The sequence below is a fragment of the Pseudomonas shahriarae genome (assembly GCF_014268455.2).
In the GTDB taxonomy this organism is placed as follows: domain Bacteria; phylum Pseudomonadota; class Gammaproteobacteria; order Pseudomonadales; family Pseudomonadaceae; genus Aquipseudomonas; species Aquipseudomonas shahriarae.
Genome location: NZ_CP077085.1, coordinates 4,118,816 through 4,141,377, shown reverse-complemented (window position 1 = coordinate 4,141,377; position 22,562 = coordinate 4,118,816). Strand labels below are relative to the sequence as shown.

27 protein-coding genes, 1 tRNA gene and 2 pseudogenes are annotated in these 22,562 nt (G+C 57.8%); 21 read left to right on the top strand and 9 right to left on the bottom strand.

The genetic code is table 11. The annotated features are described in order from the left end of the window. Positions 1-24: 24 nt before the first annotated feature. The 3 genes from HU773_RS18325 to HU773_RS18315 form a co-directional block, all read right to left on the bottom strand. Positions 25-714 (bottom strand): endonuclease, encoded by a 690-nt coding sequence (locus tag HU773_RS18325; RefSeq protein ID WP_057438623.1) that lies wholly within the window; start codon positions 712-714, stop codon positions 25-27. Between the two features lie 4 nt (positions 715-718). Continuing rightward, positions 719-970: a DUF1654 domain-containing protein gene (locus HU773_RS18320; protein WP_057438624.1), complete on the bottom strand. Its 252-nt coding sequence runs from the start codon at positions 968-970 to the stop codon at positions 719-721. Between the two features lie 193 nt (positions 971-1,163). Continuing rightward, positions 1,164-2,252, bottom strand: coding sequence for an asparaginase (locus tag HU773_RS18315; RefSeq protein WP_057438625.1), 1,089 nt, complete (start codon positions 2,250-2,252; stop codon positions 1,164-1,166). 517 nt (positions 2,253-2,769) lie between these two features. Between HU773_RS18315 and HU773_RS18310 the strand changes: the two genes are divergently transcribed. Genes HU773_RS18310 through HU773_RS18280 form a run of 7 tightly spaced genes read left to right on the top strand, consistent with a single transcriptional unit; the run spans position 2,770 to position 9,736 of the window. Further along, positions 2,770-3,729: a sugar ABC transporter substrate-binding protein gene (locus HU773_RS18310; RefSeq protein ID WP_057438626.1), complete on the top strand. Its 960-nt coding sequence runs from the start codon at positions 2,770-2,772 to the stop codon at positions 3,727-3,729. Positions 3,730-3,787: 58 nt separating this feature from the next. Beyond that, positions 3,788-5,341 carry a sugar ABC transporter ATP-binding protein gene (locus HU773_RS18305; protein WP_128592921.1) on the top strand — a complete coding sequence of 518 codons (1,554 nt, stop codon included), beginning with the start codon at positions 3,788-3,790 and terminating at the stop codon, positions 5,339-5,341. Then, positions 5,338-6,315, top strand: coding sequence for an ABC transporter permease (locus tag HU773_RS18300; RefSeq protein ID WP_057960168.1), 978 nt, complete (start codon positions 5,338-5,340; stop codon positions 6,313-6,315). Before HU773_RS18305 ends, HU773_RS18300 begins: the two co-directional genes overlap by 4 nt. A gap of 3 nt (positions 6,316-6,318) precedes the next feature. Next, positions 6,319-7,341 carry a LacI family DNA-binding transcriptional regulator gene (locus tag HU773_RS18295; protein ID WP_186625975.1) on the top strand — a complete coding sequence of 341 codons (1,023 nt, stop codon included), beginning with the start codon at positions 6,319-6,321 and terminating at the stop codon, positions 7,339-7,341. Positions 7,342-7,363: 22 nt separating this feature from the next. Next, complete coding sequence (rbsK, locus tag HU773_RS18290; protein WP_057960166.1) at positions 7,364-8,281, top strand: ribokinase; 918 nt, start codon at positions 7,364-7,366, stop codon at positions 8,279-8,281. Beyond that, positions 8,278-8,679 (top strand): D-ribose pyranase, encoded by a 402-nt coding sequence (rbsD, locus tag HU773_RS18285; protein ID WP_186625976.1) that lies wholly within the window; start codon positions 8,278-8,280, stop codon positions 8,677-8,679. Before rbsK ends, rbsD begins: the two co-directional genes overlap by 4 nt. A gap of 28 nt (positions 8,680-8,707) precedes the next feature. Then, positions 8,708-9,736, top strand: a complete 1,029-nt coding sequence (locus HU773_RS18280) for a nucleoside hydrolase (RefSeq protein ID WP_057438631.1) — start codon at positions 8,708-8,710, stop codon at positions 9,734-9,736. Positions 9,737-9,769: 33 nt separating this feature from the next. On the opposite strand, the gene HU773_RS18275 is transcribed toward HU773_RS18280, so the two are convergent. Beyond that, positions 9,770-9,982, bottom strand: a complete 213-nt coding sequence (locus HU773_RS18275) for a hypothetical protein (protein ID WP_029294233.1) — start codon at positions 9,980-9,982, stop codon at positions 9,770-9,772. Between the two features lie 135 nt (positions 9,983-10,117). Here HU773_RS18275 and HU773_RS18270 point away from each other — a divergent pair, with 135 nt between their 5' ends. Together HU773_RS18270 and HU773_RS18265 are read left to right on the top strand one after the other, a co-directional pair. Continuing rightward, positions 10,118-10,423 (top strand): hypothetical protein, encoded by a 306-nt coding sequence (locus tag HU773_RS18270; RefSeq protein WP_057438632.1) that lies wholly within the window; start codon positions 10,118-10,120, stop codon positions 10,421-10,423. A 147-nt stretch (positions 10,424-10,570) separates the two neighbouring features. Then, on the top strand, positions 10,571-10,891 hold the full coding sequence (locus HU773_RS18265; RefSeq protein ID WP_057438633.1) for an I78 family peptidase inhibitor: 321 nt from the start codon (positions 10,571-10,573) through the stop codon (positions 10,889-10,891). 72 nt (positions 10,892-10,963) lie between these two features. Here HU773_RS18265 and HU773_RS18260 read toward each other — a convergent pair whose 3' ends face one another. Together HU773_RS18260 and HU773_RS18255 are read right to left on the bottom strand one after the other, a co-directional pair. Then, entirely contained in the window at positions 10,964-11,176 is a 213-nt protein-coding gene (locus HU773_RS18260; RefSeq protein ID WP_007905882.1) for a cold-shock protein, read from the bottom strand. A gap of 289 nt (positions 11,177-11,465) precedes the next feature. Continuing rightward, positions 11,466-11,777, bottom strand: coding sequence for a hypothetical protein (locus HU773_RS18255; protein WP_029294244.1), 312 nt, complete (start codon positions 11,775-11,777; stop codon positions 11,466-11,468). A 349-nt stretch (positions 11,778-12,126) separates the two neighbouring features. Between HU773_RS18255 and thrS the strand changes: the two genes are divergently transcribed. From thrS to HU773_RS18210, 9 genes are all read left to right on the top strand, one after another. After that, positions 12,127-14,049 carry a threonine--tRNA ligase gene (gene thrS / locus HU773_RS18250; RefSeq protein WP_057960165.1) on the top strand — a complete coding sequence of 641 codons (1,923 nt, stop codon included), beginning with the start codon at positions 12,127-12,129 and terminating at the stop codon, positions 14,047-14,049. Next, on the top strand, positions 14,049-14,600 hold the full coding sequence (gene infC / locus HU773_RS18245) for a translation initiation factor IF-3 (protein ID WP_169960276.1): 552 nt from the start codon (positions 14,049-14,051) through the stop codon (positions 14,598-14,600). The genes thrS and infC overlap by 1 nt, the downstream gene beginning before the upstream one ends. A gap of 60 nt (positions 14,601-14,660) precedes the next feature. Further along, complete coding sequence (gene rpmI, locus HU773_RS18240; protein ID WP_002553160.1) at positions 14,661-14,855, top strand: 50S ribosomal protein L35; 195 nt, start codon at positions 14,661-14,663, stop codon at positions 14,853-14,855. Between the two features lie 29 nt (positions 14,856-14,884). Then, positions 14,885-15,241 carry a 50S ribosomal protein L20 gene (gene rplT / locus HU773_RS18235; RefSeq protein WP_003174975.1) on the top strand — a complete coding sequence of 119 codons (357 nt, stop codon included), beginning with the start codon at positions 14,885-14,887 and terminating at the stop codon, positions 15,239-15,241. A 108-nt stretch (positions 15,242-15,349) separates the two neighbouring features. Then, a complete protein-coding gene (gene pheS, locus HU773_RS18230; RefSeq protein ID WP_057438636.1) occupies positions 15,350-16,366 on the top strand; it encodes a phenylalanine--tRNA ligase subunit alpha in 1,017 nt (338 codons plus the stop codon). A 26-nt stretch (positions 16,367-16,392) separates the two neighbouring features. Further along, the gene (gene pheT, locus HU773_RS18225) at positions 16,393-18,771 is read left to right on the top strand and encodes a phenylalanine--tRNA ligase subunit beta (RefSeq protein WP_057960164.1); all 2,379 of its coding nucleotides are present in this window, start codon (positions 16,393-16,395) and stop codon (positions 18,769-18,771) included. A 3-nt stretch (positions 18,772-18,774) separates the two neighbouring features. Beyond that, positions 18,775-19,077, top strand: coding sequence for an integration host factor subunit alpha (gene ihfA, locus HU773_RS18220; protein WP_002553164.1), 303 nt, complete (start codon positions 18,775-18,777; stop codon positions 19,075-19,077). Then, positions 19,058-19,414, top strand: a complete 357-nt coding sequence (locus HU773_RS18215; protein WP_057960163.1) for a MerR family transcriptional regulator — start codon at positions 19,058-19,060, stop codon at positions 19,412-19,414. The genes ihfA and HU773_RS18215 overlap by 20 nt, the downstream gene beginning before the upstream one ends. A 90-nt stretch (positions 19,415-19,504) precedes the next feature. Beyond that, positions 19,505-19,581 (top strand) — tRNA-Pro (locus HU773_RS18210). Positions 19,582-19,663: 82 nt separating this feature from the next. Here the strand turns inward: HU773_RS18210 and HU773_RS18205 are convergent. Continuing rightward, positions 19,664-20,047, bottom strand: a pseudogene (locus HU773_RS18205) (site-specific integrase); the annotation flags it as partial. On the opposite strand from HU773_RS18205, the pseudogene HU773_RS27470 reads away from it, so the two are divergent. Then, positions 20,047-20,178, top strand: a pseudogene (locus tag HU773_RS27470) (cell wall hydrolase); the annotation flags it as partial. The pseudogenes HU773_RS18205 and HU773_RS27470 sit on opposite strands and share 1 nt — an antisense overlap. 127 nt (positions 20,179-20,305) lie before the next feature. Here HU773_RS27470 and HU773_RS27840 read toward each other — a convergent pair. Beyond that, positions 20,306-20,566 (bottom strand): hypothetical protein, encoded by a 261-nt coding sequence (locus HU773_RS27840; RefSeq protein WP_152987964.1) that lies wholly within the window; start codon positions 20,564-20,566, stop codon positions 20,306-20,308. A gap of 286 nt (positions 20,567-20,852) precedes the next feature. Then, positions 20,853-21,242 carry a hypothetical protein gene (locus HU773_RS18190; RefSeq protein WP_152987963.1) on the bottom strand — a complete coding sequence of 130 codons (390 nt, stop codon included), beginning with the start codon at positions 21,240-21,242 and terminating at the stop codon, positions 20,853-20,855. Between the two features lie 374 nt (positions 21,243-21,616). Between HU773_RS18190 and HU773_RS18185 the strand changes: the two genes are divergently transcribed. Together HU773_RS18185 and HU773_RS18180 are read left to right on the top strand one after the other, a co-directional pair. Then, positions 21,617-22,108, top strand: a complete 492-nt coding sequence (locus HU773_RS18185; RefSeq protein WP_225923802.1) for a hypothetical protein — start codon at positions 21,617-21,619, stop codon at positions 22,106-22,108. A gap of 24 nt (positions 22,109-22,132) precedes the next feature. Beyond that, complete coding sequence (locus HU773_RS18180) at positions 22,133-22,510, top strand: hypothetical protein (protein ID WP_057960160.1); 378 nt, start codon at positions 22,133-22,135, stop codon at positions 22,508-22,510. Positions 22,511-22,562: the final 52 nt, after the last annotated feature.

Below are 22,562 nucleotides of genomic sequence, written 5' to 3'. Positions count from 1 at the left end.
GGGATCCGTGGATCCCGCTCATGTTTATCCGCAGGCTTTCAGGTTCACCGGGCCGACGAACTCATTACCACGCCCCATCACGCAGGCTACGGTTTGATTGCGCTGGCGCTCCCAGGGCTGCACGGGATAGGTACGGTTCCAGGCTTCATACAGTTGGCGGTCCTGTTTCGACAGGCGCAAGCCGTATTGTTTACTCATGTAGAAATAAGTACGGGCGATCATGCCGCGGATGGATGGCCTGGGCATGACTTTCTTGGCCTTGAAGTCCACCTGGGTCAGGCATGAACCATATTGCCCGCTCTGCACCGGCAACCAGCCAAAACTGAAGTTGTTGCGATCGCCATTGACCTCGCCGATGCTCGGTACCAGGTTGTGCAGGTCAGCTTCAGCGCGTTTGAAGACGGTGTCGGTGCGCGTGCAGTTCTTGCGTCCGCCGTCTTGCCAGCACTGGCGTTGATGGCCGATCTGCCAGGCCGGGACAATGTGCTCCCACTCGATGCGCGCCGCCCGGTTGGCGTTTTTACGCGGAACGTAGCCGCAGGCTTTCAGGTCGACCCGGTTACCCGTGTACTTGCAGCCGCAATAGAACTCAGTGGATTGCGGGGCGTAGAGTTTCCAGGCGATTTTCTTGGCTTCACTGAAGGTACGTGGGGCTTGGGCGTGGGCGGCAGTAGCAAAAAAAACACAGAACAGGGCGATAAAACGGACACTCATTGACTCAATCTTCCTTCGGTACGACCCAGAAAATCTGCACGCCGCCATCATCGCGATAAGCGAGGGTGACGTTGTCGTTTTCTGCGATTTCCTCCAGTAGTCGTGCCCACTCGTCCTCGGGTTCCTCCGGCAAACGGAAAATCAACGCGGCCTTGTTTTTTTGGGCGTTGGTGGAATTGATGATTTTTTGCACACGGATCGCCAGGCGTTGATAGGCGTCGGGCGGTGTCGGTGCTGCAGAGGAGGGCTTGGCCACGGAGGAGTCCTTAATTAGCTGTACGAACATACAGTATTTAACTGTGAGTAAATTCGCAACTGCTTAAAATTCAAGAAGTCCGTGTGACAACGGTTTACGCGGATTGGTGTACAGCGAGGATTTTTTGCAGGAGCCGACAACGACCTGTTGTCCCTGTCGGCGCCTACAAGGGTGTTAGCGGTGTGTCAGTAACTTAGTATTCCCAGAACATCCGCTGCAGTTCCTTGCTGTCCTGGGTCTTGGTCAGGGCGACCATGGCCAGGATGCGGGCTTTCTGCGGGTTCAGGTCATGGGCCACAACCCAGTCGTATTTGTCGTCAGGCTGCTCGGCATTGCGCAGAACGAAACCGCCGGCATTGACGTGGGAAGAACGAATGATTTGCACGCCTTCCTTACGCAGTTCCTGCAGGGCAGGTACTACCTTGGCCGGTACCGAGCCATTGCCGGTGCCGGCATGGATGATGGCTTTGGCGCCAGCCTGGGCCAGGGCTTTGTAGGCGGTGTCGCTGACGTTGCCATAACCGTAGGCAATTTCAACGTCGGGCAGGCTCTTGATGTTCTTGATATCGAACTCCGAGTTCATGGTGTGACGCTTGGCCGGCTGGCGGAACCAGTAGGATTTGCCCTCTACGACCATGCCCAGTGGGCCCCAGGCGCTTTTGAAGGCCTCGGTCTTGATGTTGATCATCTTGCTGACATCGCGACCCGACTGGATCTCGTCGTTCATGGTCACCAGGACGCCTTTGCCGCGTGCGTCTTTGCTACCGGCAACAGCCACAGCGTTGTACAGGTTGAGCATGCCGTCGGCCGACATGGCAGTGCCTGGACGCATGGAGCCCACGACCACGATTGGCTTGTCGGTTTTTTCCACCAGGTTGAGGAAGTAGGCGGTTTCTTCGAGGGTGTCGGTGCCGTGGGTGATCACGATGCCGTCCACGTCTTTGCTGTCGGCAAGTTCTGCGACACGACGACCCAGTTGCAGCAGGTTTTCGTTAGTGATGCTTTCGGAAGCAATTTGCATCACTTGCTCGCCGCGCACGTTGGCGATCTGGCTGAGCTCCGGAATGCCGGCGATCAGTTGTTCGATACCCACCTTGGCCGCCTGGTAGGTGGCGCTGTTGGCCGCGCTGGCGCCAGCGCCGGCAATGGTGCCGCCAGTGGCCAGCACGACTACGTTGGACAGTTTGGTCTTGGATTCAACTTCCTTGGCCTGGGCGGCCACGGGGAAGAGCAGCAGCAGGGCTAAAGCGCCCGGAACAAAGTTCTTGAGTGCAGATTTCATTATTTTTCTCTCTAGTTTTGATGAGTGCTTGTGCAGGTTCATCCAGAACACCCCGGGCTGCGCTGAGCGCCACAAGGTGCTGATTAAGAGCAGGATTTGTACCAGCGGGATTTTGTTTGGGGTTTGATTTTAACTTGTTGATTTAAATCATATTTTTTGATGCTGCGTGATCTCTTGGCTTCAGCTCGTGTCCGAATATCCGAACGCAGGAGGCTGTGGTGTTCGGTTGTCCGAAAATCACCCTGGGAAAATCAGCAGCATCCTTCTGAGGTGTGCCTGCCGATCTGTCGTTTTTAGAGAACGATCACCCAGCCCGGATGTTTAGCCAGGAGCTGGTCGAGCTGTAGGGCAGGAGGTAGAGCCAACGAAGAAAAAGCCCTTTTCTTTCGTTGACAAAATTCGGCAGCCTTCGCATAGTTTGTTTAGCGCAAACGTTTGCGAGGTGTTTCACGGCACTCGGTGAGTGAAGTGAATGTGCAGGCGTTGCTCACAATAATCATAAGATCGGAGTGAACCCATGAAGCTTCCATTCGCTGGACGTTTGCTTGCTGCCGCCGTGCTGGCTGCCGCATCCGCTGCCCTGCCTCTCTCCTCTGCATTCGCTGATGACACCGCCGCCAAACCCAAGGTCGGCCTGGTGATGAAATCCCTGGCCAATGAGTTTTTCGTCACCATGCAAGACGGTGCCAAGGACTATCAGAAAGCCCATGCCGCCGATTTCGACATGATCACCAACGGGATCAAGAACGAAACCGATACCTCGGCGCAGATTGATATCGTCAACCAGATGATCCTCGCCAAAGTCAACGCAATCGTCATCGCACCCGCCGACTCCAAGGCGTTGGTCAACGTGCTGAAGAAAGCCTCCGATGCCGGGATCAAGGTGGTCAACATTGATAACCGCCTGGACCCTGAAGTGTTGAAAAGCAAAAACCTCGAGGTTCCCTTTGTAGGCCCGGATAACCGCAAGGGTTCGCGTCTGGTCGGCGAGTACCTGGCCAAACAGCTGGCGAGTGGCGATAAAGTCGGCATTATCGAAGGCGTCCCGACCACCACCAATGCCCAGCAACGCACCGCCGGGTTCAAGGACGCCATGGGTGCGGCCGGTATGAAGATTGTGTCCGTGCAGTCCGGTAACTGGGAAATCGACCAGGGCAACAAGGTGGCGGCGGCCATGTTGAGCGAATACCCGGACCTCAAGGCGCTGCTGGCCGGTAACGACAACATGGCCCTGGGCGCCGTTTCAGCGGTGCGCGCAGCGGGCATGGCGGGCAAGGTCCAAGTGGTTGGCTACGACAACATCGCTGCGATCAAGCCGATGCTCAACGACGGTCGCGTCCTGGCCACCGCCGACCAGGCGGCTGCCCAGCAAGCCGTATTTGGTATCCAGAATGCGCTGAAGCTGGTCAAGGGCGAAAAAGTCGAGTCCGTGGACGGCGTGATCGAAACGCCGGTAGAGCTCGTCCTCAAGCAATAACCCCTGGCCGCGCACTACAGCGCCCGCTCACATGGAGCGGGCGCCTGGAGATTTTCTTATGTCATCTTCCGCACCGACCCCTGTCCTCTCGGTCAGTGGTATCGGTAAGACCTATGCCCAGCCCGTCCTGTCCGACATCACCCTGACGCTTAATCGCGGCGAGGTGCTGGCGTTGACCGGTGAGAATGGCGCGGGCAAAAGCACCTTGTCGAAGATCATCGGCGGTCTGGTCACGCCAACCACTGGCCAGATGCAGTTCAATGGTCAGGCATACACCCCCGCCAGCCGGACCCAGGCGGAAAAGCAGGGGATCCGTATGGTGATGCAGGAGCTCAACCTGCTGCCGACCCTGACCGTGGCCGAAAACCTGTTCCTCGATAACCTGCCCAACCGCGGTGGCTGGATCAGCCGCAAGCAGTTGCGCCAGGCCGCGATTGAGGCCATGGCACACGTGGGCCTGGATGCCATTGACCCGGACACCCTGGTCGGCAGCCTGGGCATTGGCCATCAGCAGATGGTCGAGATCGCCCGCAACCTGATCGGCGATTGCCATGTGCTGATCCTCGACGAACCGACGGCGATGCTCACCGCCCGTGAAGTCGAGATGCTGTTCCAGCAAATTACCCGCCTGCAGGCCCGGGGCGTGGCAATTATCTATATTTCCCATCGACTGGAAGAGCTGGCACGGGTAGCCCAACGCATTGCAGTGCTGCGTGACGGCCAGTTGGTGTGTGTCGAACCGATGGCCAATTACAACAGCGAACAACTGGTCACGTTGATGGTCGGTCGTGAGCTGGGTGAGCACATCGACCTAGGTCCGCGCACCATCGGCGCGCCGGCATTGACGGTCAAGGGCCTGACCCGAGCGGACAAGGTTCGCGACGTGTCCTTTGAAGTGCGAGCCGGTGAAATCTACGGCATCTCGGGTTTGATCGGCGCCGGCCGTACGGAGTTGCTGCGCCTGATCTTTGGTGCCGACCTGGCCGACAGTGGCACGGTAGCCCTCGGCTCGCCGGCCCGGGTGGTGAGCATTCGTTCGCCGGTGGATGCAGTAGGCCATGGCATTGCCTTGATTACCGAGGATCGCAAGGGCGAGGGCCTGTTGTTGAGCCAGTCCATCAGCGCCAACACGGCCCTGGGCAATATGGCCAAGGTGTCCAGCGCCGGCCTGGTCAATGGGCGCGACGAAACGGCCCTGGCCAAGCGGCAGATTGACGCCATGCGTATCCGCAGCTCCAGCCCGGCGCAATTGGTGTCTGAGTTGTCGGGCGGCAATCAGCAGAAAGTGGTGATCGGCCGCTGGCTGGAGCGTGATTGCGCAGTGATGCTGTTTGATGAACCCACCCGTGGCATCGACGTGGGTGCCAAGTTTGATATCTATGCGCTGCTGGGTGACTTGACTCGTCAGGGCAAGGCGCTGGTGGTGGTGTCCAGCGACCTGCGGGAGCTGATGCTGATCTGTGACCGCATCGGTGTGCTGTCTGCCGGGCGCTTGATCGAGACCTTCGAGCGTGCCAGCTGGACCCAGGATGAATTGCTTGCTGCCGCATTTGCCGGCTATCAGAAACGTGATGCGTTGCTCAACGAAGCCGCGCCCAGGACAAACCCATGAAAACAGCAACTCCAACCGCCAAAGCCGGCGGTAATTTCTACGGCCTGGGCACCTATCTGGGTCTGGCTGGTGCATTGCTGGCGATGATTGCGCTGTTCTCGGCGCTGAGCAGCCACTTTTGGTCCTATGGCACCTTCAGCACCATTGCCAACCAGATTCCCGACCTGATGGTATTGGCGGTGGGCATGACGTTCATCCTGATCATCGGCGGCATTGACCTGTCGGTGGGCTCGGTATTGGCCCTGGCCGCGTCTGCGGTCAGCGTGGCGATCCTCGGCTGGGGCTGGAGCGTGATACCCGCAGCCTTGCTCGGCATGGGCTGCGCGGCACTGGCCGGCACCATCACCGGCTCGATCACCGTGGCCTGGCGGATTCCGTCGTTCATTGTGTCCCTGGGGGTGCTGGAAATGGCCCGTGGTGCGGCCTACCAGATGACCGGGTCGCGCACTGCCTATATCGGTGACTCCTTTGCCTGGCTGTCCAACCCGGTGGCCTTTGGTATCTCGCCGTCGTTCATCATTGCGTTGCTGGTGATTATCGTGGCCCACGCGGTACTGACGCGTACCGTGTTTGGTCGCTACCTGATCGGCATCGGCACCAATGAAGAGGCGGTGCGCCTGGCGGGTATCAATCCAAAACCCTACAAAATCCTGGTGTTCAGCCTGATGGGGCTGCTGGCTGGGGTGGCGGCGCTGTTCCAGATTTCGCGCCTGGAAGCGGCCGACCCGAACGCTGGCTCAGGCCTGGAGCTGCAGGTGATTGCCGCAGTGGTGATCGGCGGCACCAGCCTGATGGGCGGGCGTGGCTCGGTGATCAGTACATTCTTTGGGGTGCTGATTATTTCTGTATTGGCGGCCGGTCTGGCGCAGATCGGTGCGACCGAGCCGACCAAACGCATCATTACCGGCGCCGTTATCGTGATTGCCGTGGTGCTCGACACCTACCGCAGTCAACGCGCCAGTCGGCGGGGCTAAGCCATGGCAACCATCAAGGATGTGGCGGCGCTTGCGGGGATTTCCTACACCACAGTGTCCCATGTGGTGAACAGGACACGCCCGGTCAGCGAGCCCGTGCGACTCAAGGTCGAAGCCGCGATCAAGCAGTTGGACTATGTGCCCAGCGCGGTCGCCCGTTCGCTGAAGGCCAAGACCACGGCGACCATCGGCCTGCTGGTGCCCAACAGCCTCAACCCGTATTTCGCGGAGCTGGCCAGGGGCATCGAGGATTACTGCGAGCGCAATGGCTACTGCGTGATCCTGTGCAATTCCGACGATAACGCCGAGAAACAGCGCAACTATTTGCGGGTGTTGCTGGAGAAGCGTGTCGACGGCTTGATCGTCACCTCCGTCGGTGGTGATGACGATGGCCTGGCCGCTGGCTTGAAAGGCGTGCGCACGCCCATGGTCATTGTCGACCGGGGCCTGGAAGGCGTGGATGTGGACCTGGTGCGCATTGACCACGAGCAGGGCGCCTACCTGGCGACCCGGCATTTAGTGGCGCTGGGGCACCGGGATATCGCCTGTATTGGCGGGCCCGCCCATACCCGTGTGGCGCAGATGCGCCTGGCCGGCTACCAGCGTGCGTTGCAGGAGGCCGGGATCGCGGTGCCCGCCAGTCGCGTGCTGGAAAGCGATTTCACCAGCACCGGTGGCTATGGGGCGGCGGTGCAGTTGCTGGCAGACAACCCGCCCAGCGCGATATTTGCCGGCAACGACATGATCGGTTTCGGCGTATTGCGGGCGGCCGCCGAGCGCAACCTGCGGGTACCCGACGAGCTGTCGGTGATTGGTTTTGATGACATTCAAATGAGCCGCTATGTGTACCCCGCGTTGACCACTGTGGGTCAGTCGATCCTGCAATTGGGGGAAACGGCGGCGGAGTTGTTACTGCGACGGATTGCGACACCGCAATTGCCGGTTGACCAGCGCATTGTCACGCCGAGCATTGTCTTGCGTGAGTCAACGGCGCCGTTGGCTGCTGTGTTTGCCTCAAACCGCTGAACGAATTGATGAGTATTGACGTATGCCAGCAACAGTAGTGGTAGTAGGCAGTTTAAACATGGACCTGGTGACCCGGGCCAGCCGGCTGCCTCGCGGCGGTGAGACCCTGGTTGGCCAGTCGTTTGCCACTGTCCCGGGCGGCAAGGGCGCCAATCAGGCGGTCGCTGCGGCGCGCCTGGGGGCTGAGGTTGCGATGATCGGCTGCATAGGCAGCGATGCCTACGGCGCTCAATTGCGCGATGCATTGCTGGTGGAAGGGATCGACTGTCAGGCCGTCAGTGAGGTGCCGGGTTCCAGTGGTGTCGCGCTGATTGTGGTGGATGACAGCAGTCAGAATGCGATCGTGATTGTGGCCGGCAGCAACGGCCAACTGACCCCCGCGTCGCTGTTGGCGTTCGACGCCGTGCTGCAGGCGGCCGAGGTGATTGTCTGCCAGCTCGAAGTGCCCATGGACACCGTGGGGTATGCCCTCAAGCGTGGCCGTGAGTTGGGCAAGACGGTGATCCTCAACCCGGCGCCCGCCAGCGGCCCGCTGCCGGCAGACTGGTACGCCTGCATTGACTACCTGATCCCCAACGAAAGTGAAGCATCGGCCTTGAGCGGGGTGCCGGTCGATTCCCTGGACTCCGCCAAGGTTGCGGCGACCCATCTGCTCAAAGCCGGGGCGGGCAAGGTCATCGTGACCCTGGGTTCGCAGGGGGCGCTGTTCGCCGATGGTCAAGGGTTCGAGCACCTGTTGGCGCCCAAAGTGCAGGCCGTGGATACCACGGCGGCAGGCGACACCTTTGTCGGTGGCTTTGCGGCAGCGCTGGCCAGCGGCCAGAGCGAGGCCGAGGCCATCCGGTTTGGCCAGGTCGCGGCGGCCCTGTCGGTCACCCGCGCCGGAGCCCAACCCTCTATTCCTACGCTGCATGACGTCCAAGGCTTTGTTCGCCCATGAAAAAGACCCCATTGCTCAATATTGCCCTGTCGCGGCTGATCGCCTCCCTTGGTCATGGCGACATCCTGGTGATCGGCGATGCCGGCCTGCCAGTGCCGCCGGGTGTGGAGTTGATCGACCTGGCGCTGACCCAGGGTATTCCTGACTTCATCAGCACCTTGCGCGTGGTGCTCAGCGAGATGCAGGTGGAAAGCCACGTACTGGCCGAGGAACTCTTGCACAAGCAGCCACCGGCGCTGGCTGACCTCAATGCCCTGTACCAGGGCGAACTGGGCGAGCGTCGCTTGCTGAGTCATGACGCGTTCAAGCTGCTCAGCCACAAGGCGCGCGCGGTGGTGCGCACAGGCGAGTGCCAGCCCTACTGTAATATCGCGCTGGTGTCTGGCGTGACTTTCTAGCGTTTCCCACAATGACAAGGAGTGCGTCATGCAACGTAGAACCCCAACCCTGCGACACCTGTTTCGGAGTGTGCTGCTTTTGTCCGTGCTAACTGCTGCAAGCGCCCAGGCGGCGGAAAAAATCGACCTGATCATTGATACCGACCCGGGCGCTGACGATGTGGTCGCGCTGCTGTTTGCGATGGCGTCCCCGCAGGAGCTGAATATCCGGGCGTTGACCACCGTGGCCGGCAACGTGCGGCTGGACAAGACCTCGCGCAACGCACGGTTGGCCCGTGAGTGGGCAGGGCGTGAAGAGATTCCGGTGTATGCCGGCGCGCCACAGCCGCTGCTGCGCACGCCGATTTATGCCGAGAATATCCATGGCAAGGAAGGTATTTCCGGTGTCACCGTGCACGAGCCGAAAAAAGGCCTGGCCGAAGGCAATGCGGTCGACTACCTGATCAAGACCCTGAGCACCGCCAAGCCCCATAGCATCACCATTGCCATGCTAGGCCCACAAACCAACCTGGCCCTGGCGTTGACCCAGGCACCGGAAATCACCCAGGGCATCAAGGAAGTGGTGGTCATGGGCGGCGCGCACTTCAACGGCGGCAACATTACGCCGGTGGCCGAGTTCAACCTGTTTGCCGATCCGGTGGCTGCTGAAATCGTCCTCAAAAGTGGCGTCAAGCTGACTTACCTGCCGCTGGACGTGACCCACAAGATCCTCACCAGCGAAGCGCGCCTGAAGCAGATCGCCGACTTGAACAACAACGCCAGCAAGATAGTGGGCAGTATTCTCAACGAATACGTCAAAGGGGATATGGAGCACTACGGTATGACGGGTGGCCCGGTGCATGACGCCACCGTGATCGGCTATCTGCTCAAGCCCGAGCTGTTCACCGGACGCCAGGCCAACATGGTGGTCGATAGCCGCGAAGGCCCGACGTTCGGCCAGACCATCGTCGATTGGTACGATGGCCTCAAGCACGATAAAAACGTGTTTTGGGTGGAAAACGGCGACGCCCAGGGGTTTTTCGACTTGCTCACCGAGCGCCTTGCGCGCCTGAAGTAAGCTGCCTGCCGGTCGGCGCTCGTCGACCGGTAACTATTCGCGCAGAGGGTCTTCGACCCCCATATGGTCGGCCGGGTATTTCTCGAATATCTGGCCGATAAAGGCCTGCGCTGCCTGGGTGCCCAGCTCCTTGACCAGCAGGTCGATGCCGATGATCGCCAACTCTTCCGGGCTGCCCGGGCTGTAGGAGCTTTGCCCTTGGGGCCACTTGGCTTTGATGTCGGCATTGATGGTAACGATGGTCATCGGGTTCTCGCGGCTCGCAAAGGCTGGACAGGCCTGCAGAGTTAACCATTTTGCGCTGCGTTTGGCACTGCTACTTAGGCATGAGGGGGACGCTGTGCGACACTGGCCCCCTGTTTAATTACCAGGACACGCCACGTGCACATCGACTTGACCAACCCCAAGAGCCTCACATTGGAGGCTGTTCGCCAAATGATTGCCAGTGCCAGCGACGATCAGCACACCCAGCTACGGGTTACCAAGGCCGGTATCGCCTATATCTCTTCCTGTGTGGTGGGAGGGATGCAGATTGATGGGTTGTTGTTTCGCCTGGAGACCTGGGCAGCTGGGTCTGGCTATGTCGGCAAGGTGGCGGCCAGTGATGAGGTGTGGGTGATGCAGATTTTCAATGCGCTGAAGCAGAACTGGCCAAAGCCGCCGTTTGACTACATCGACATCTACTGAGATTTATTCATATCTGGTGACGATTGATTCATCAAGCCATGGCGTAGAGTCAGGCAGACTCGCCTACAGCCAATTGTGACAATTCTGAAACCAATTGGCCAAATCACGGTCGCACGATCTCTGTCCATTTTTCTTAAAGGAGGCTTCATGCCTTGGAAGCTCGCATCATTCGGTACCTTGTTGGCGGCAGCCGTCCTCGCGGGTTGCAGTACTTCGGGTACCTCCGAGCCGGCCAAAGACACGGCCGCGGCTGAGCCTGTTCACACGCGCTGTGAATCGCAGGCTGCGCAGTTCGCCATCGGCCAGAAGGCCTCGCCGCAATTGCTGGAGCAGGCCCGTACCCGTGCCGGTGCGCAGAATGCCCGTATTCTCAAGCCCAACGACATGATCACCCTCGAATACCGTTCCGATCGCCTGAACCTCAACACCGATGACAATCTAGTGATCACCCGCGTCAACTGCGGCTGATAACACAACACTTTTGTGTCACCCATAAAAAACCCCGTCACATGGACGGGGTTTTTTAGATCGGCGTAGAGATTACTCTGCGCGAACCTGTGCAGCTTGCATACCCTTTTGGCCTTTCTCAGCCACGAAGGAAACGGTTTGGCCTTCTTTCAGGCTTTTGAAACCGTCGCTTTCGATAGCTTTGAAGTGTACGAACAGGTCGTCACCGCCACCTTGAGGAGTGATGAAGCCGAAGCCTTTTTCATCGTTGAACCATTTAACGGTGCCGGTTTGGCGATTAGACATGGTGTATCTCCAAGAAACATATATTTTCAGTAGTACTGTGCTGCTCAGGCCAACTGGGCACACTGGGCTATCATAGTCGAAATGTCCGGCTTGGGAGCCCCCCCAAGGCACTGTTTGCCAATCAAACGCGTTTTCTTCAGTGCCCTGGATGGCTGTAAGCCCCGGTTTACGGGGCTTTAGCGAGAAATATCAGCTAGTAAAAAAAGCCGTAAAAGCAATGTAAATTGTGAGAAATAGCAGTTTTCAGTGGGTTTTCAGGCCGTTTTTTCGGTCTGATTTCTCGCCACGCTTACTTTTTCTTCACGACCTTGCAGGACGAAATAGCTGCGACGGCTTTGTTTTTCAGCTCCGCGCTGGCGTTCTGGTTGGTCATCAGTTCCTTGATTTCCGCAGTGCTCAATTCAGCGTTGATTTTATCCGCGCCACATTCGCAATGGGCTTTGGCGGTTTTGGCATCAACGTTCTGGCTGGCGGCGGCGCTGCAGTCCTGGACAAAGCTATCCCGGGCGCCTGCAGGCCAGTTGGACGGGGCGGCGGCTTGAGCGCCAATGGAGAACAGGGCCAGGGAAGCGGCAAGGGCGAAGATCGAGGTGCTGCGCATGGTTAGATGCTCCTTGAGTCGAGATGACGGACGGCGATTTTCAGTGTGTTTGAGGCCTGACGTACAGCCCAAGTTCACTTTTGCCTGTAAAAGCCTGGAGTTTGCCTTTGCGCGGTGGTGGGGCGGCGCTATGACCGTTCATCTGTGCTAGCATCAGCGACCTGGCTTTTTTCGTGCCGGGTTTTTTTGTTTAACTCCAGTCACTCTGGTTCGATTATCGGTTGGCCGAAAGGCTCCTGCCGCTGTAAGGCAGGCGTTCAGCAATGAACGGCCTGGTGTTGGATCTTGTACTGGCTCATCCCAACCCACGTGACCTTTGGTAGGGGTCACCACTAGGAGAGGAGGCGCCATGCCAACTATTACTCTTCCCGACGGCAGTCAACGTTCATTCGATCATCCGGTTTCCGTAGCCGAGGTCGCCGCATCCATTGGTGCAGGCCTGGCCAAGGCCACCGTGGCCGGCAAGGTCGACGGCAAGCTGGTTGACGCCAGCGACCTGATCACCAGCGACGTCAGCCTGCAAATCATCACGCCCAAGGATCAAGAGGGGCTGGAGATCATTCGCCACTCTTGCGCGCACCTGATTGGCCATGCGGTCAAACAGCTGTACCCCACCGCGAAGATGGTGATCGGCCCGGTCATCGACGAAGGCTTCTATTACGATATCGCCTACGAGCGTCCTTTTACGCCGGACGATATGGCCGCCATCGAAGCGCGCATGCACGCGCTGATCGAGAAAGATTACGACGTCATCAAGAAAGTCACGCCACGCGCCGAAGTGATCGACGTGTTCACTGCCCGTGGTGAGGACTACAAGCTACGTCTGGTGGAAGACATGCCGGACGAACAGGCCATGGGCCTGTATTACCACGAAGAATATGTCGACATGTGCCGTGGCCCGCACGTGCCGAATACGCGCTTCCTCAAATCGTTCAAGCTGACCAAGCTGTCCGGTGCCTACTGGCGCGGCGATGCGAAAAACGAGCAACTGCAGCGGGTCTATGGCACCGCCTGGGCTGACAAGAAGCAGCTGGCGGCCTACATCCAGCGCATCGAAGAAGCCGAGAAGCGCGATCACCGTAAAATCGGTAAGCGCCTGAACCTGTTCCACCTCCAGGAAGAAGCGCCGGGCATGGTGTTCTGGCACCCGAACGGCTGGACCCTGTACCAGGTGCTTGAGCAGTACATGCGCAAGGTGCAGCGTGAAAACGGCTATCTGGAGATCAAGACGCCGCAAGTGGTTGACCGTAGCCTGTGGGAGAAATCCGGGCACTGGGCCAACTACGCCGACAATATGTTCACCACCGAGTCGGAAAGCCGCGACTACGCCATCAAGCCGATGAACTGCCCTTGCCACGTGCAAGTGTTCAATCAGGGCTTGAAGAGCTACCGCGAGCTGCCGATGCGCCTGGCCGAGTTCGGTGCGTGCCACCGTAACGAGCCATCGGGTGCACTGCACGGCATCATGCGTGTGCGCGGTTTCACTCAGGACGACGCCCACATCTTCTGCACCGAAGAGCAGATGCAGGCCGAATCCGCCGCGTTCATCAAGCTGACCATGGACGTTTATCGCGATTTCGGCTTTACCGACGTCGAAATGAAGCTGTCCACTCGTCCGGAAAAACGCGTCGGTTCCGACGAGTTGTGGGATCGCGCCGAAGCTGCACTGGCCGCTGCGCTAGATAGTGCGGGCCTTGCGTACGATCTGCAGCCGGGTGAGGGCGCCTTCTACGGTCCTAAAATCGAGTTCTCGCTGAAAGATTGCCTTGGCCGTGTCTGGCAATGTGGTACCTTGCAGCTCGATTTTAACCTGCCGATCCGTCTGGGAGCCGAATACGTCTCCGAAGACAACAGCCGTAAACACCCGGTTATGCTGCACCGGGCGATCCTCGGCTCATTCGAACGGTTCGTCGGGATCCTGATCGAGCACTACGAGGGCGCGTTCCCTGCGTGGCTGGCTCCGACTCAGGCAGTGATCATGAATATCACTGATAAACAGGCCGATTTTGCTGCTGAAGTTGAAAAAACACTCAACGAAAGCGGATTTCGTGCCAAGTCCGACTTGAGAAATGAAAAGATCGGCTTTAAAATCCGCGAGCATACTTTGCTCAAGGTTCCCTATCTTTTGGTTATCGGAGATCGGGAAGTCGAGATGCAGACTGTCGCTGTGCGTACTCGTGAAGGTGCTGACCTGGGCTCGATGCCCGTCGCCCAGTTCGCTGAGTTCCTCGCGCAAGCGGTTTCCCGGCGTGGTCGCCCAGATTCGGAGTAATTACTATTAAGCGTGAAATGAGACAAGATAAACGAGCTGCACCGAAAGCCCCGATCAACGAGAATATCTCGGCACGCGAGGTTCGGTTAATTGGGGCTGAGGGTGAGCAGCTTGGGATTGTGTCAATTGAAGACGCGCTTCTTAAGGCTGAAGAAGCCAAGCTCGATTTGGTGGAAATTTCCGCCGATGCTGTACCTCCTGTCTGCAAGCTGATGGATTACGGCAAGTCGATCTTCGAAAAGAAGAAGCAGATTGCCGCAGCCAAGAAAAACCAGAAGCAGATCCAGGTTAAAGAAATCAAGTTTCGTCCAGGGACGGAGGAAGGGGATTACCAGGTAAAACTGCGCAACCTGGTACGTTTCCTGAGTGATGGGGACAGGGCCAAGGTATCCTTGCGATTCCGCGGCCGTGAGATGGCCCACCAGGAGCTGGGTATGGAACTCCTCAAGCGGGTTGAAGCTGACCTGCTGGAGTACGGTTCCGTCGAACAGCATCCTAAGATGGAAGGACGCCAGCTGATCATGGTCATCGCCCCGAAAAAGAAGAAGTAATCAATAGGGCACGGCAGGCCTTCTGATTATGTTTATCAACTGAATGCGGAGTATCCGAACATGCCAAAGATGAAGACTAAAAGTGGTGCTGCTAAGCGGTTTCTGAAAACTGCTAACGGTATCAAGCACAAGCACGCTTTCAAGAGCCACATCCTGACCAAAATGTCGACCAAGCGTAAGCGTCAACTGCGCGGTAGCAGCTTGCTGCATCCGTCTGACGTGGCAAAAGTCGAGCGCATGCTGCGCCTTCGTTAATTTTGGATCAAGAATAGAGGAAGTAACTCATGGCTCGTGTAAAGCGTGGCGTCATTGCCCGTAAGCGTCACAAAAAAATTCTGAAACTCGCTAAAGGCTACTACGGCGCGCGTTCACGCGTATTCCGTGTTGCCAAGCAAGCGGTAATCAAGGCAGGCCAATACGCCTACCGTGACCGTCGTCAGAAAAAACGTCAGTTCCGCGCTCTGTGGATCGCTCGTATCAATGCTGGTGCTCGTGTTAACGGTCTGTCCTACAGCCGTTTCATCGCTGGCCTGAAAAAAGCGTCCATCGAAATCGACCGTAAGGTTCTGGCTGAACTGGCCGTGAACGAAAAAGCGGTGTTTGCTGCGATTGTCGAGAAAGCTAAAGCCACCTTGGCTTAAGTACCCCCGACAGTCACCCTGGGCTACTCCGTAGTCCAAGGTGGTAAACGTCATAAATAGGGGAAGAGCCTTCAAGCTCTTCCCCTATTTTGTATCTGGAGTCTGTACATGGAAAACCTGGACGCGCTGGTCGCTCAAGCTCTTGAGGCTGTGCAAAGCGCTGAAGATATCAATGCCCTGGAGCAAATCCGGGTTCAATACCTTGGCAAGAAAGGTGAGTTGACTCAGGTGATGAAGACCCTGGGCAATCTGCCGGCCGAAGAGCGCCCGCAAGTCGGTGCGCTGATCAACGTTGCCAAGGAGCGTGTCACAGAGGTTCTCAATGCGCGCAAGGCGTTGTTCGAGGAGGCCGATCTTGCGGCCAAGCTCGCCGCCGAGTCCATTGACGTGACCCTGCCTGGCCGCGGCCAGACCTCTGGCGGTCTGCATCCGGTGACCCGGACTCTGGAACGTATCGAGCAGTTCTTTACCCACATCGGCTACGGCATTGCCGAAGGCCCTGAGGTCGAAGACGACTATCACAACTTCGAGGCGCTCAACATCCCAGGCCATCACCCGGCCCGGTCGATGCACGACACCTTCTATTTCAATGCGAACATGCTGTTGCGCACCCATACCTCGCCGGTACAGGTCCGCACCATGGAATCGCAGCAGCCGCCGATCCGCATCGTCTGCCCAGGCCGTGTGTACCGTAGCGACTCCGATATCACCCACTCGCCGATGTTCCACCAGGTCGAAGGCCTGCTGGTTGATCGCGACATCAATTTCGCCGATCTCAAAGGCACCATCGAAGAATTCCTGCGGGTGTTCTTCGAAAAAGAGCTGGCGGTACGTTTCCGCCCGTCCTACTTCCCGTTCACCGAGCCATCCGCCGAAGTCGATATGGAGTGCGTGATGTGCAGCGGTAAAGGCTGCCGTGTCTGCAAACAGACCGGCTGGCTGGAAGTCATGGGGTGCGGCATGGTTCACCCCAACGTGCTGCGCATGTCCGGGATCGACCCGGAAGAGTTCTCGGGCTTTGCCTTCGGCATGGGCGTCGAGCGTCTGGCCATGCTGCGTTACGGCGTGAACGACTTGCGCCTGTTCTTCGACAACGACTTGCGGTTCCTCGCGCAATTTCGCTAGTCGTAACGAACCTTTAGGAGAGCAGGATGAAATTCAGTGAACAATGGCTGCGTGGCTGGGTAAGCCCGCAGGTAAATCGCGATGAGCTGGTTGCTCGTCTGTCGATGGCCGGTCTTGAGGTCGATAGCGTTACGCCGGCCGCCGGTGTTTTCAGCGGTGTAGTGGTGGGCGAGGTGCTCAGCACCGAGCAGCACCCGGACGCCGACAAGTTGCGTGTGTGCCAGGTCAGCAACGGCGCGGAAACCTTCCAGGTTGTGTGCGGTGCGCCAAATGTGCGCCCAGGCCTGAAAATCCCGTTCGCGATGATCGGTGCCGAACTGCCCGGTGACTTCAAGATCAAGAAAGCCAAGCTGCGTGGCGTCGAGTCCAACGGCATGCTGTGCTCTCAGGCGGAGTTGCAGGTGGGCGAAGGCAATGATGGCTTGATGGAGCTGCCGGCTGATGCGCCCGTGGGCCAGGACATCCGTGCCTACCTCGACCTGGAAGACGCCAGCATCGAAGTCGACCTGACTCCGAACCGTGGCGACTGCCTGTCCCTGGCCGGTCTGGCCCGTGAAGTCGGTGCGCTGTACGGCGTGCCTGTCACACGTCCAGTAGTGACCGCGGTCCCGGCAGTCCACGACGAAGTGCGTTCCATCGAAGTGCTGGCGCCAAGCGCGTGCCCGCGCTACCTGGGCCGTGTCATTCGCAATGTCGACCTGTCCCGGCCGACCCCGCTGTGGATGGTTGAGCGCCTGCGTCGCGCCGACGTGCGCAGCATCGATGCCGCGGTCGACATCACCAACTACGTGATGCTGGAGCTGGGTCAACCGCTGCACGCCTTCGATTTGGCCGAGATCAACGGCGGGATTCGCGTGCGCATGGCCGAGGAAGGCGAAAAGCTGGTCTTGCTCGATGGCCAGGAAGTCACCCTGCGTAGCGATACCTTGGTGATTGCTGACCACTCCCGCGCCCTGGCCATTGCCGGTGTGATGGGGGGTGAGCACAGTGGCGTGTCGGCGACGACCCGTGACGTGTTCCTTGAAAGCGCGTTCTTCGACCAGATCGCTGTGGCAGGCAAGGCCCGTTCCTACGGCCTGCACACCGATGCCTCGCACCGCTACGAGCGTGGCGTGGACTGGCAACTGGCCCGTGAAGCCATGGAGCGTGCCACCGGCCTGCTGCTGGAAATCACCGGCGGTGAAGCTGGCCCGATTACCGAGACTGTCAACGAGCAGTACTTGCCGTCGATTGCACCGGTGACGCTGCGCGCCCAACGCGTCGAGCAGATGCTCGGCCTGGTGATCGAAGAAGCGCAAATTGTCAGTCTGCTGACCGGCCTCGGCCTGGACATCAGCGCTGATGGGGCAGGGCAGTGGCGCGTAGAAGTGCCAAGCCATCGCTTCGATATCAGCCTTGAAGTCGACCTGATCGAAGAACTGGCCCGCCTGTACGGCTACAACCGCCTGCCGGTTCGTTACCCGCAAGCGCGCCTGGCCCCACAGCCCAAGACCGAAGCCCGTGCGCACCTGCCGGAGCTGCGTCGTCTGCTGGTCGCTCGCGGCTATCAGGAAGCGGTGACCTACAGCTTCATTGATCCCAAGCAGTTCGAACTGTTCAGCCCGGGTGTCGAGCCGCTGTTGCTGGCCAACCCGATCTCCAACGACATGGCGGCTATGCGTTCGTCCCTGTGGCCAGGCCTGGTGAAAGCACTTTCCCATAACCTGAACCGTCAGCAGGATCGCGTGCGCATGTTCGAAAGCGGCCTGCGCTTTGTCGGCCAATTGGACGGCCTGAAGCAGGAGCCGATGCTGGCCGGTGTGGTCTGCGGCAGCCGTCTGCCTGAGGGTTGGGCCCAGGGGCGCGATCCGGTGGACTTCTTCGACGTCAAGGCTGATGTGGAAGCGGTGCTGGGCTTTGCCGGCGCGCTGGATGCCTTCGCATTTGTCCCGGGCAGCCACCCGGCATTGCATCCAGGCCAGACTGCGCGCATCGAGCGTGAAGGCCGCCTGGTCGGTTTCGTTGGCGCTATCCACCCTGAACTGTCGAAAACCCTCGGTCTTGACCGTCCGGTGTTCGTCTTCGAGTTGGTGTTGGCTGAAGTCGCTGCGGGCAAGATGCCTAAATTCAGCGAGCTGTCGCGTTTCCCGGAAGTGCGTCGTGACCTCGCCCTGGTGGCGGATCGTGATGTGGCGGCCAGTGCCGTGCTGGAAGTAATCCGAGAAAATGCAGGCGAATGGCTGACGGACCTCAGGCTATTTGACGTCTATCAGGGTAAAGGCATTGATCCGCATAGAAAAAGCCTTGCAGTTGGCTTGACCTGGCAGCATCCATCGCGCACTCTTAATGACGATGAGGTGAATACCACGACGCAAAATATCCTCACCTCGCTCGAACAAAGGTTGAACGCCACGTTAAGGAAGTGACGTATGGGGGCTTTGACGAAAGCTGAGATGGCGGAACGTCTGTACGAAGAGTTGGGTCTGAACAAGCGCGAGGCCAAGGAATTGGTCGAGCTGTTTTTTGAAGAAATCAGGCACGCTCTGGAAGACAACGAACAGGTCAAATTGTCCGGTTTCGGCAATTTTGACCTGCGGGACAAACGCCAGCGGCCTGGCCGCAATCCAAAAACGGGAGAAGAAATCCCGATCACGGCTCGCCGTGTGGTCACCTTTCGTCCAGGGCAGAAGTTGAAGGCCCGAGTTGAGGCTTATGCTGGAACCAAGTCATAACGACGAGCTACCCGTCATCCCAGGCAAACGCTACTTCACCATTGGTGAAGTCAGCGAGCTATGTGCGGTAAAACCGCACGTGCTGCGCTATTGGGAGCAGGAGTTTCCTCAACTCAACCCCGTCAAACGCACCGGGAACCGTCGGTATTATCAGCGCCAGGATGTGCTGATGATCCGACAGATCCGCGCGTTACTGTACGACCAGGGGTTCACCATCAGCGGCGCACGCCAGCGTATGTCCGGTGATGAAGCCAAAGAAGACACCACCCAATACAAGCAATTGATCCGCCAGATGATCTCCGAACTGGAAGATGTACTGGTGGTTTTGAAAAAGTGAAACAAGCCTTTAAAATACTTCCACATTTCAAATGCTTGCGGTATATTCCTGATCGCTTCTTTACGAAGCGAACCCAGTTTCACGCCTAGTCGGGGCGTAGCGCAGTCCGGTAGCGCACTAGCATGGGGTGCTAGGGGTCGAGTGTTCGAATCACTCCGTCCCGACCATATTTTTCAATGACTTAGCCGCTTTCGAGCGGCTTTGTTGTTTCTGCCATAGTGACTTTCCGAGTGACCCTGGCGTTTTTCATCATGTCTCCCTCCGTTTCAGAATCGTCAGCGCTGGTGCGCGTGAGTCGGTTGCTGATACCTTGTTTGCCGCCGCAATCAGCTGATCCAGTTCTGCCGCCGAGTAGTGACTGGTGATGCTTCCGTTCTTGTGGCCGAGCAGCGCTTTCCGATCCTCCTCAGTCACGCCAGCAGCACGCAGTCTTCTCCCAAAGGTGTGCTTCAAGTCGTGTATGCGGTTCCTGGTAAAGCCGTCATGTGCCGGCCGCAAGAACTTCTCCTGCCACTTCTTTGCCGCCCGAATCCGCGCCTTCTTCCAGGCCGCGTCGTTCATGCGGTGAACCGTCGTTTCATTCCCCTCGTCATCTGGCTTGCCAAACGGGAACACGTAGAGTGGATGCTTGCCGGGTACCGGATCCAACTGGCGGGACCACGCACTACTACGCAACCACGATGCCCAAGGCCCCTGCCTGGGCGGCGAAGGCCAAGCAGACGTTGCGTCTGTGGCATCACGTCTTCTTCAAGGATGTGCCGTGATGACTCCGGTCCAGAAGCCGGCCGGGCTGGTGCTGTTGATCCTGGTGTTGATGGCCAGCGCCGCTGGCGTCACATGGCAGGTTCAAGACTGGCGCTACGGAAAGTAACTGGCAGAAATCGGTAAAGCCTAGGCGCTCGCCATAACCGAGGCTAGGGAACTCAGCCCGCCAAAAAGAACAGCGCCAATTGGCAGTGAATGAGGAAGCGAGTGATGCGAGAGCAGAACAAGGCTGCTGCTGTGGATGCTGGTGCCGCTGATGCTGCTGGGGAGCGGCTGCACGTTGAAGTCGGCAAGTTCGCCGCCGCTGCCTGCGGCGATCCCGGAGCTATCAGGCGGTCGGGGCAGATAGCAAATAAACCAATCCTTGGCTGGCTGCAGGTCGAGCATGAGAGTGTCATTCTTCGTAGGGAACGCGGTATTTAGCATCAGCATAAACTGGTACGAATTACCGCCATCACCGACGAAGACGACCGAGGCCTAATCCTACTCAAGGCCTGTCAGGACTACATGCGCGAAACAACAGTCTAAAAAGAAGCGAGCCGGGCGGATGCGTTAACATCAAGACCAGCTAGCCATTCGGGACACTAGCCCAGGAAGGTACTCATATAGGTTCGGTAGTACTTACTATTGATATCAAAGGCTAACTTGAAATTTACTTGCCGGCATCTGCCTATTAGCTTGATCGTGACTTTGTGCAAAAACTTTTGAGGATATGGTAGTTGTGAGGTAAATGGTCACCGTAATAAGAGACCACATCCCCAACGACCATAAACGGTGTAAATCCTTCATAGCCACCTTCTGCGCCTTTATAATTCACATAACCACAGACTCCTTCATAGCTTTTACCACTAGCGAAACGGCCCTTGAATTTATAAATAGTTTCAAATTTCGCGGAGTCGGGGTCTGAAATATGTCTGAGCAGCTTCCTTTTTGCATCGACGATTTCGGTCTTGCTTGCAATAGAGTGCTCGACTGTAGGGGGAGCAGGTGGCGCTGGGGGAGGGAGAAGTCCGCAACCTGTAAGTGCAAGAGTGACACCAGCTATGGTTATTTTCTTTAACATTTTCCAAAATCCTTTTTCTAGTGCTTTAGCGCCGAATCAGCATCGTAATGTGCTAATTCGATGTGTCGATAGAGATGCACAGCACCGCCTTATCGAATCCTGCTTGGGAATCCATACTGCGACAAGAGTTGTGATTTTTTTGTTCCTGCTTAGTCGCCGAAGCGCATGACCGACTGTATCGCGATGGTATTGGCGTAGAACTCTCTTATGAATAGTACGAATGTGCTAGATGGCCCTTTGCCTCATGTCCAGGGTGTGAAACTATTTTCTTCAAAAATAACGGCAAAGGGCCGCCCCTATGATCGCTTTTACAAGGCATCTCCTGCCTGCCTGCCGCATTACTGTGTAGTGCCCTCGCTGCCCAAGCGAGCGAAGTGCTGAAGGGCGACTTCTGGGTCGTTCACTACCAGGGTGCCTTGGGCAAGAATCAAGTGTTCATCGCAGACGGCGACCCCACTCACATCGTCAATCGTCCAGGTGGGGCGAAATCATTGGGTGTCTATCAACTTTACGAAGAGCCCGGAAAGCCCGACTTCACCTCTTACGATGTCGAAATCGATTGTGCGAAGAACCGCGTGCGAGTAATGGGTGCAGCGGATTTCCGCAGCGTGTTCAATGGGTTTCGCGATGCGAAGTATTCCAGACAATGGCAGAGCAAACCTGACGCCTGGCTGATGCAAAGCCGTGACTTTGTCTGTAAGCCGACTGAACGCCAGGCCAAGAAGATGGAGCACTTGGGTGTGATGTCCGCGTCGCAAATGAGCAAGGCAGGGCCGCACTTCTTCGAGATATTGAACCGCGAGGCCGCCAAGACGGCCATCCTGCAGAAGATAGATGACGGGTTCGCGCAGATGCCTGCCAAGTAACGCGACCTTCAGGGAGAAGACCTTATGAACCGATTGTTTATGTTGGCCTTGCTCGCCACCTTGCTCAGTGGCTGTGCATCATTGTCGGCCAGCAGTACCTGGAAAGATCGCCCGGTGGGCGAACTGATCGACTTCTTCGGTGTGCCAAGGCAGATCATGGTGGCGCCGGAGGAAGATATGGTAGTGCTTAGGTATGTACGTGACAGTAGCTATGTCTCACGTGAAGCAGCGGGTACTTACACGGGGCCGCAGAACGGGCAACTTGTGCACGCAGAATACTGGGAAGACGTACAACACTCAGGCAGTTGCGAGATCAATGTGTTCGTCAACAGAGCGCGACTGGTGCAGAAGGTGCGGACGAAAGGGCGTTGTGTAGCGGTCGAGATGGCACCAGTAAGGTAGCGCATGGGCCACTGGCAAGAAGAGGGGCGGGTCTAACTATACGGAGCGGCCT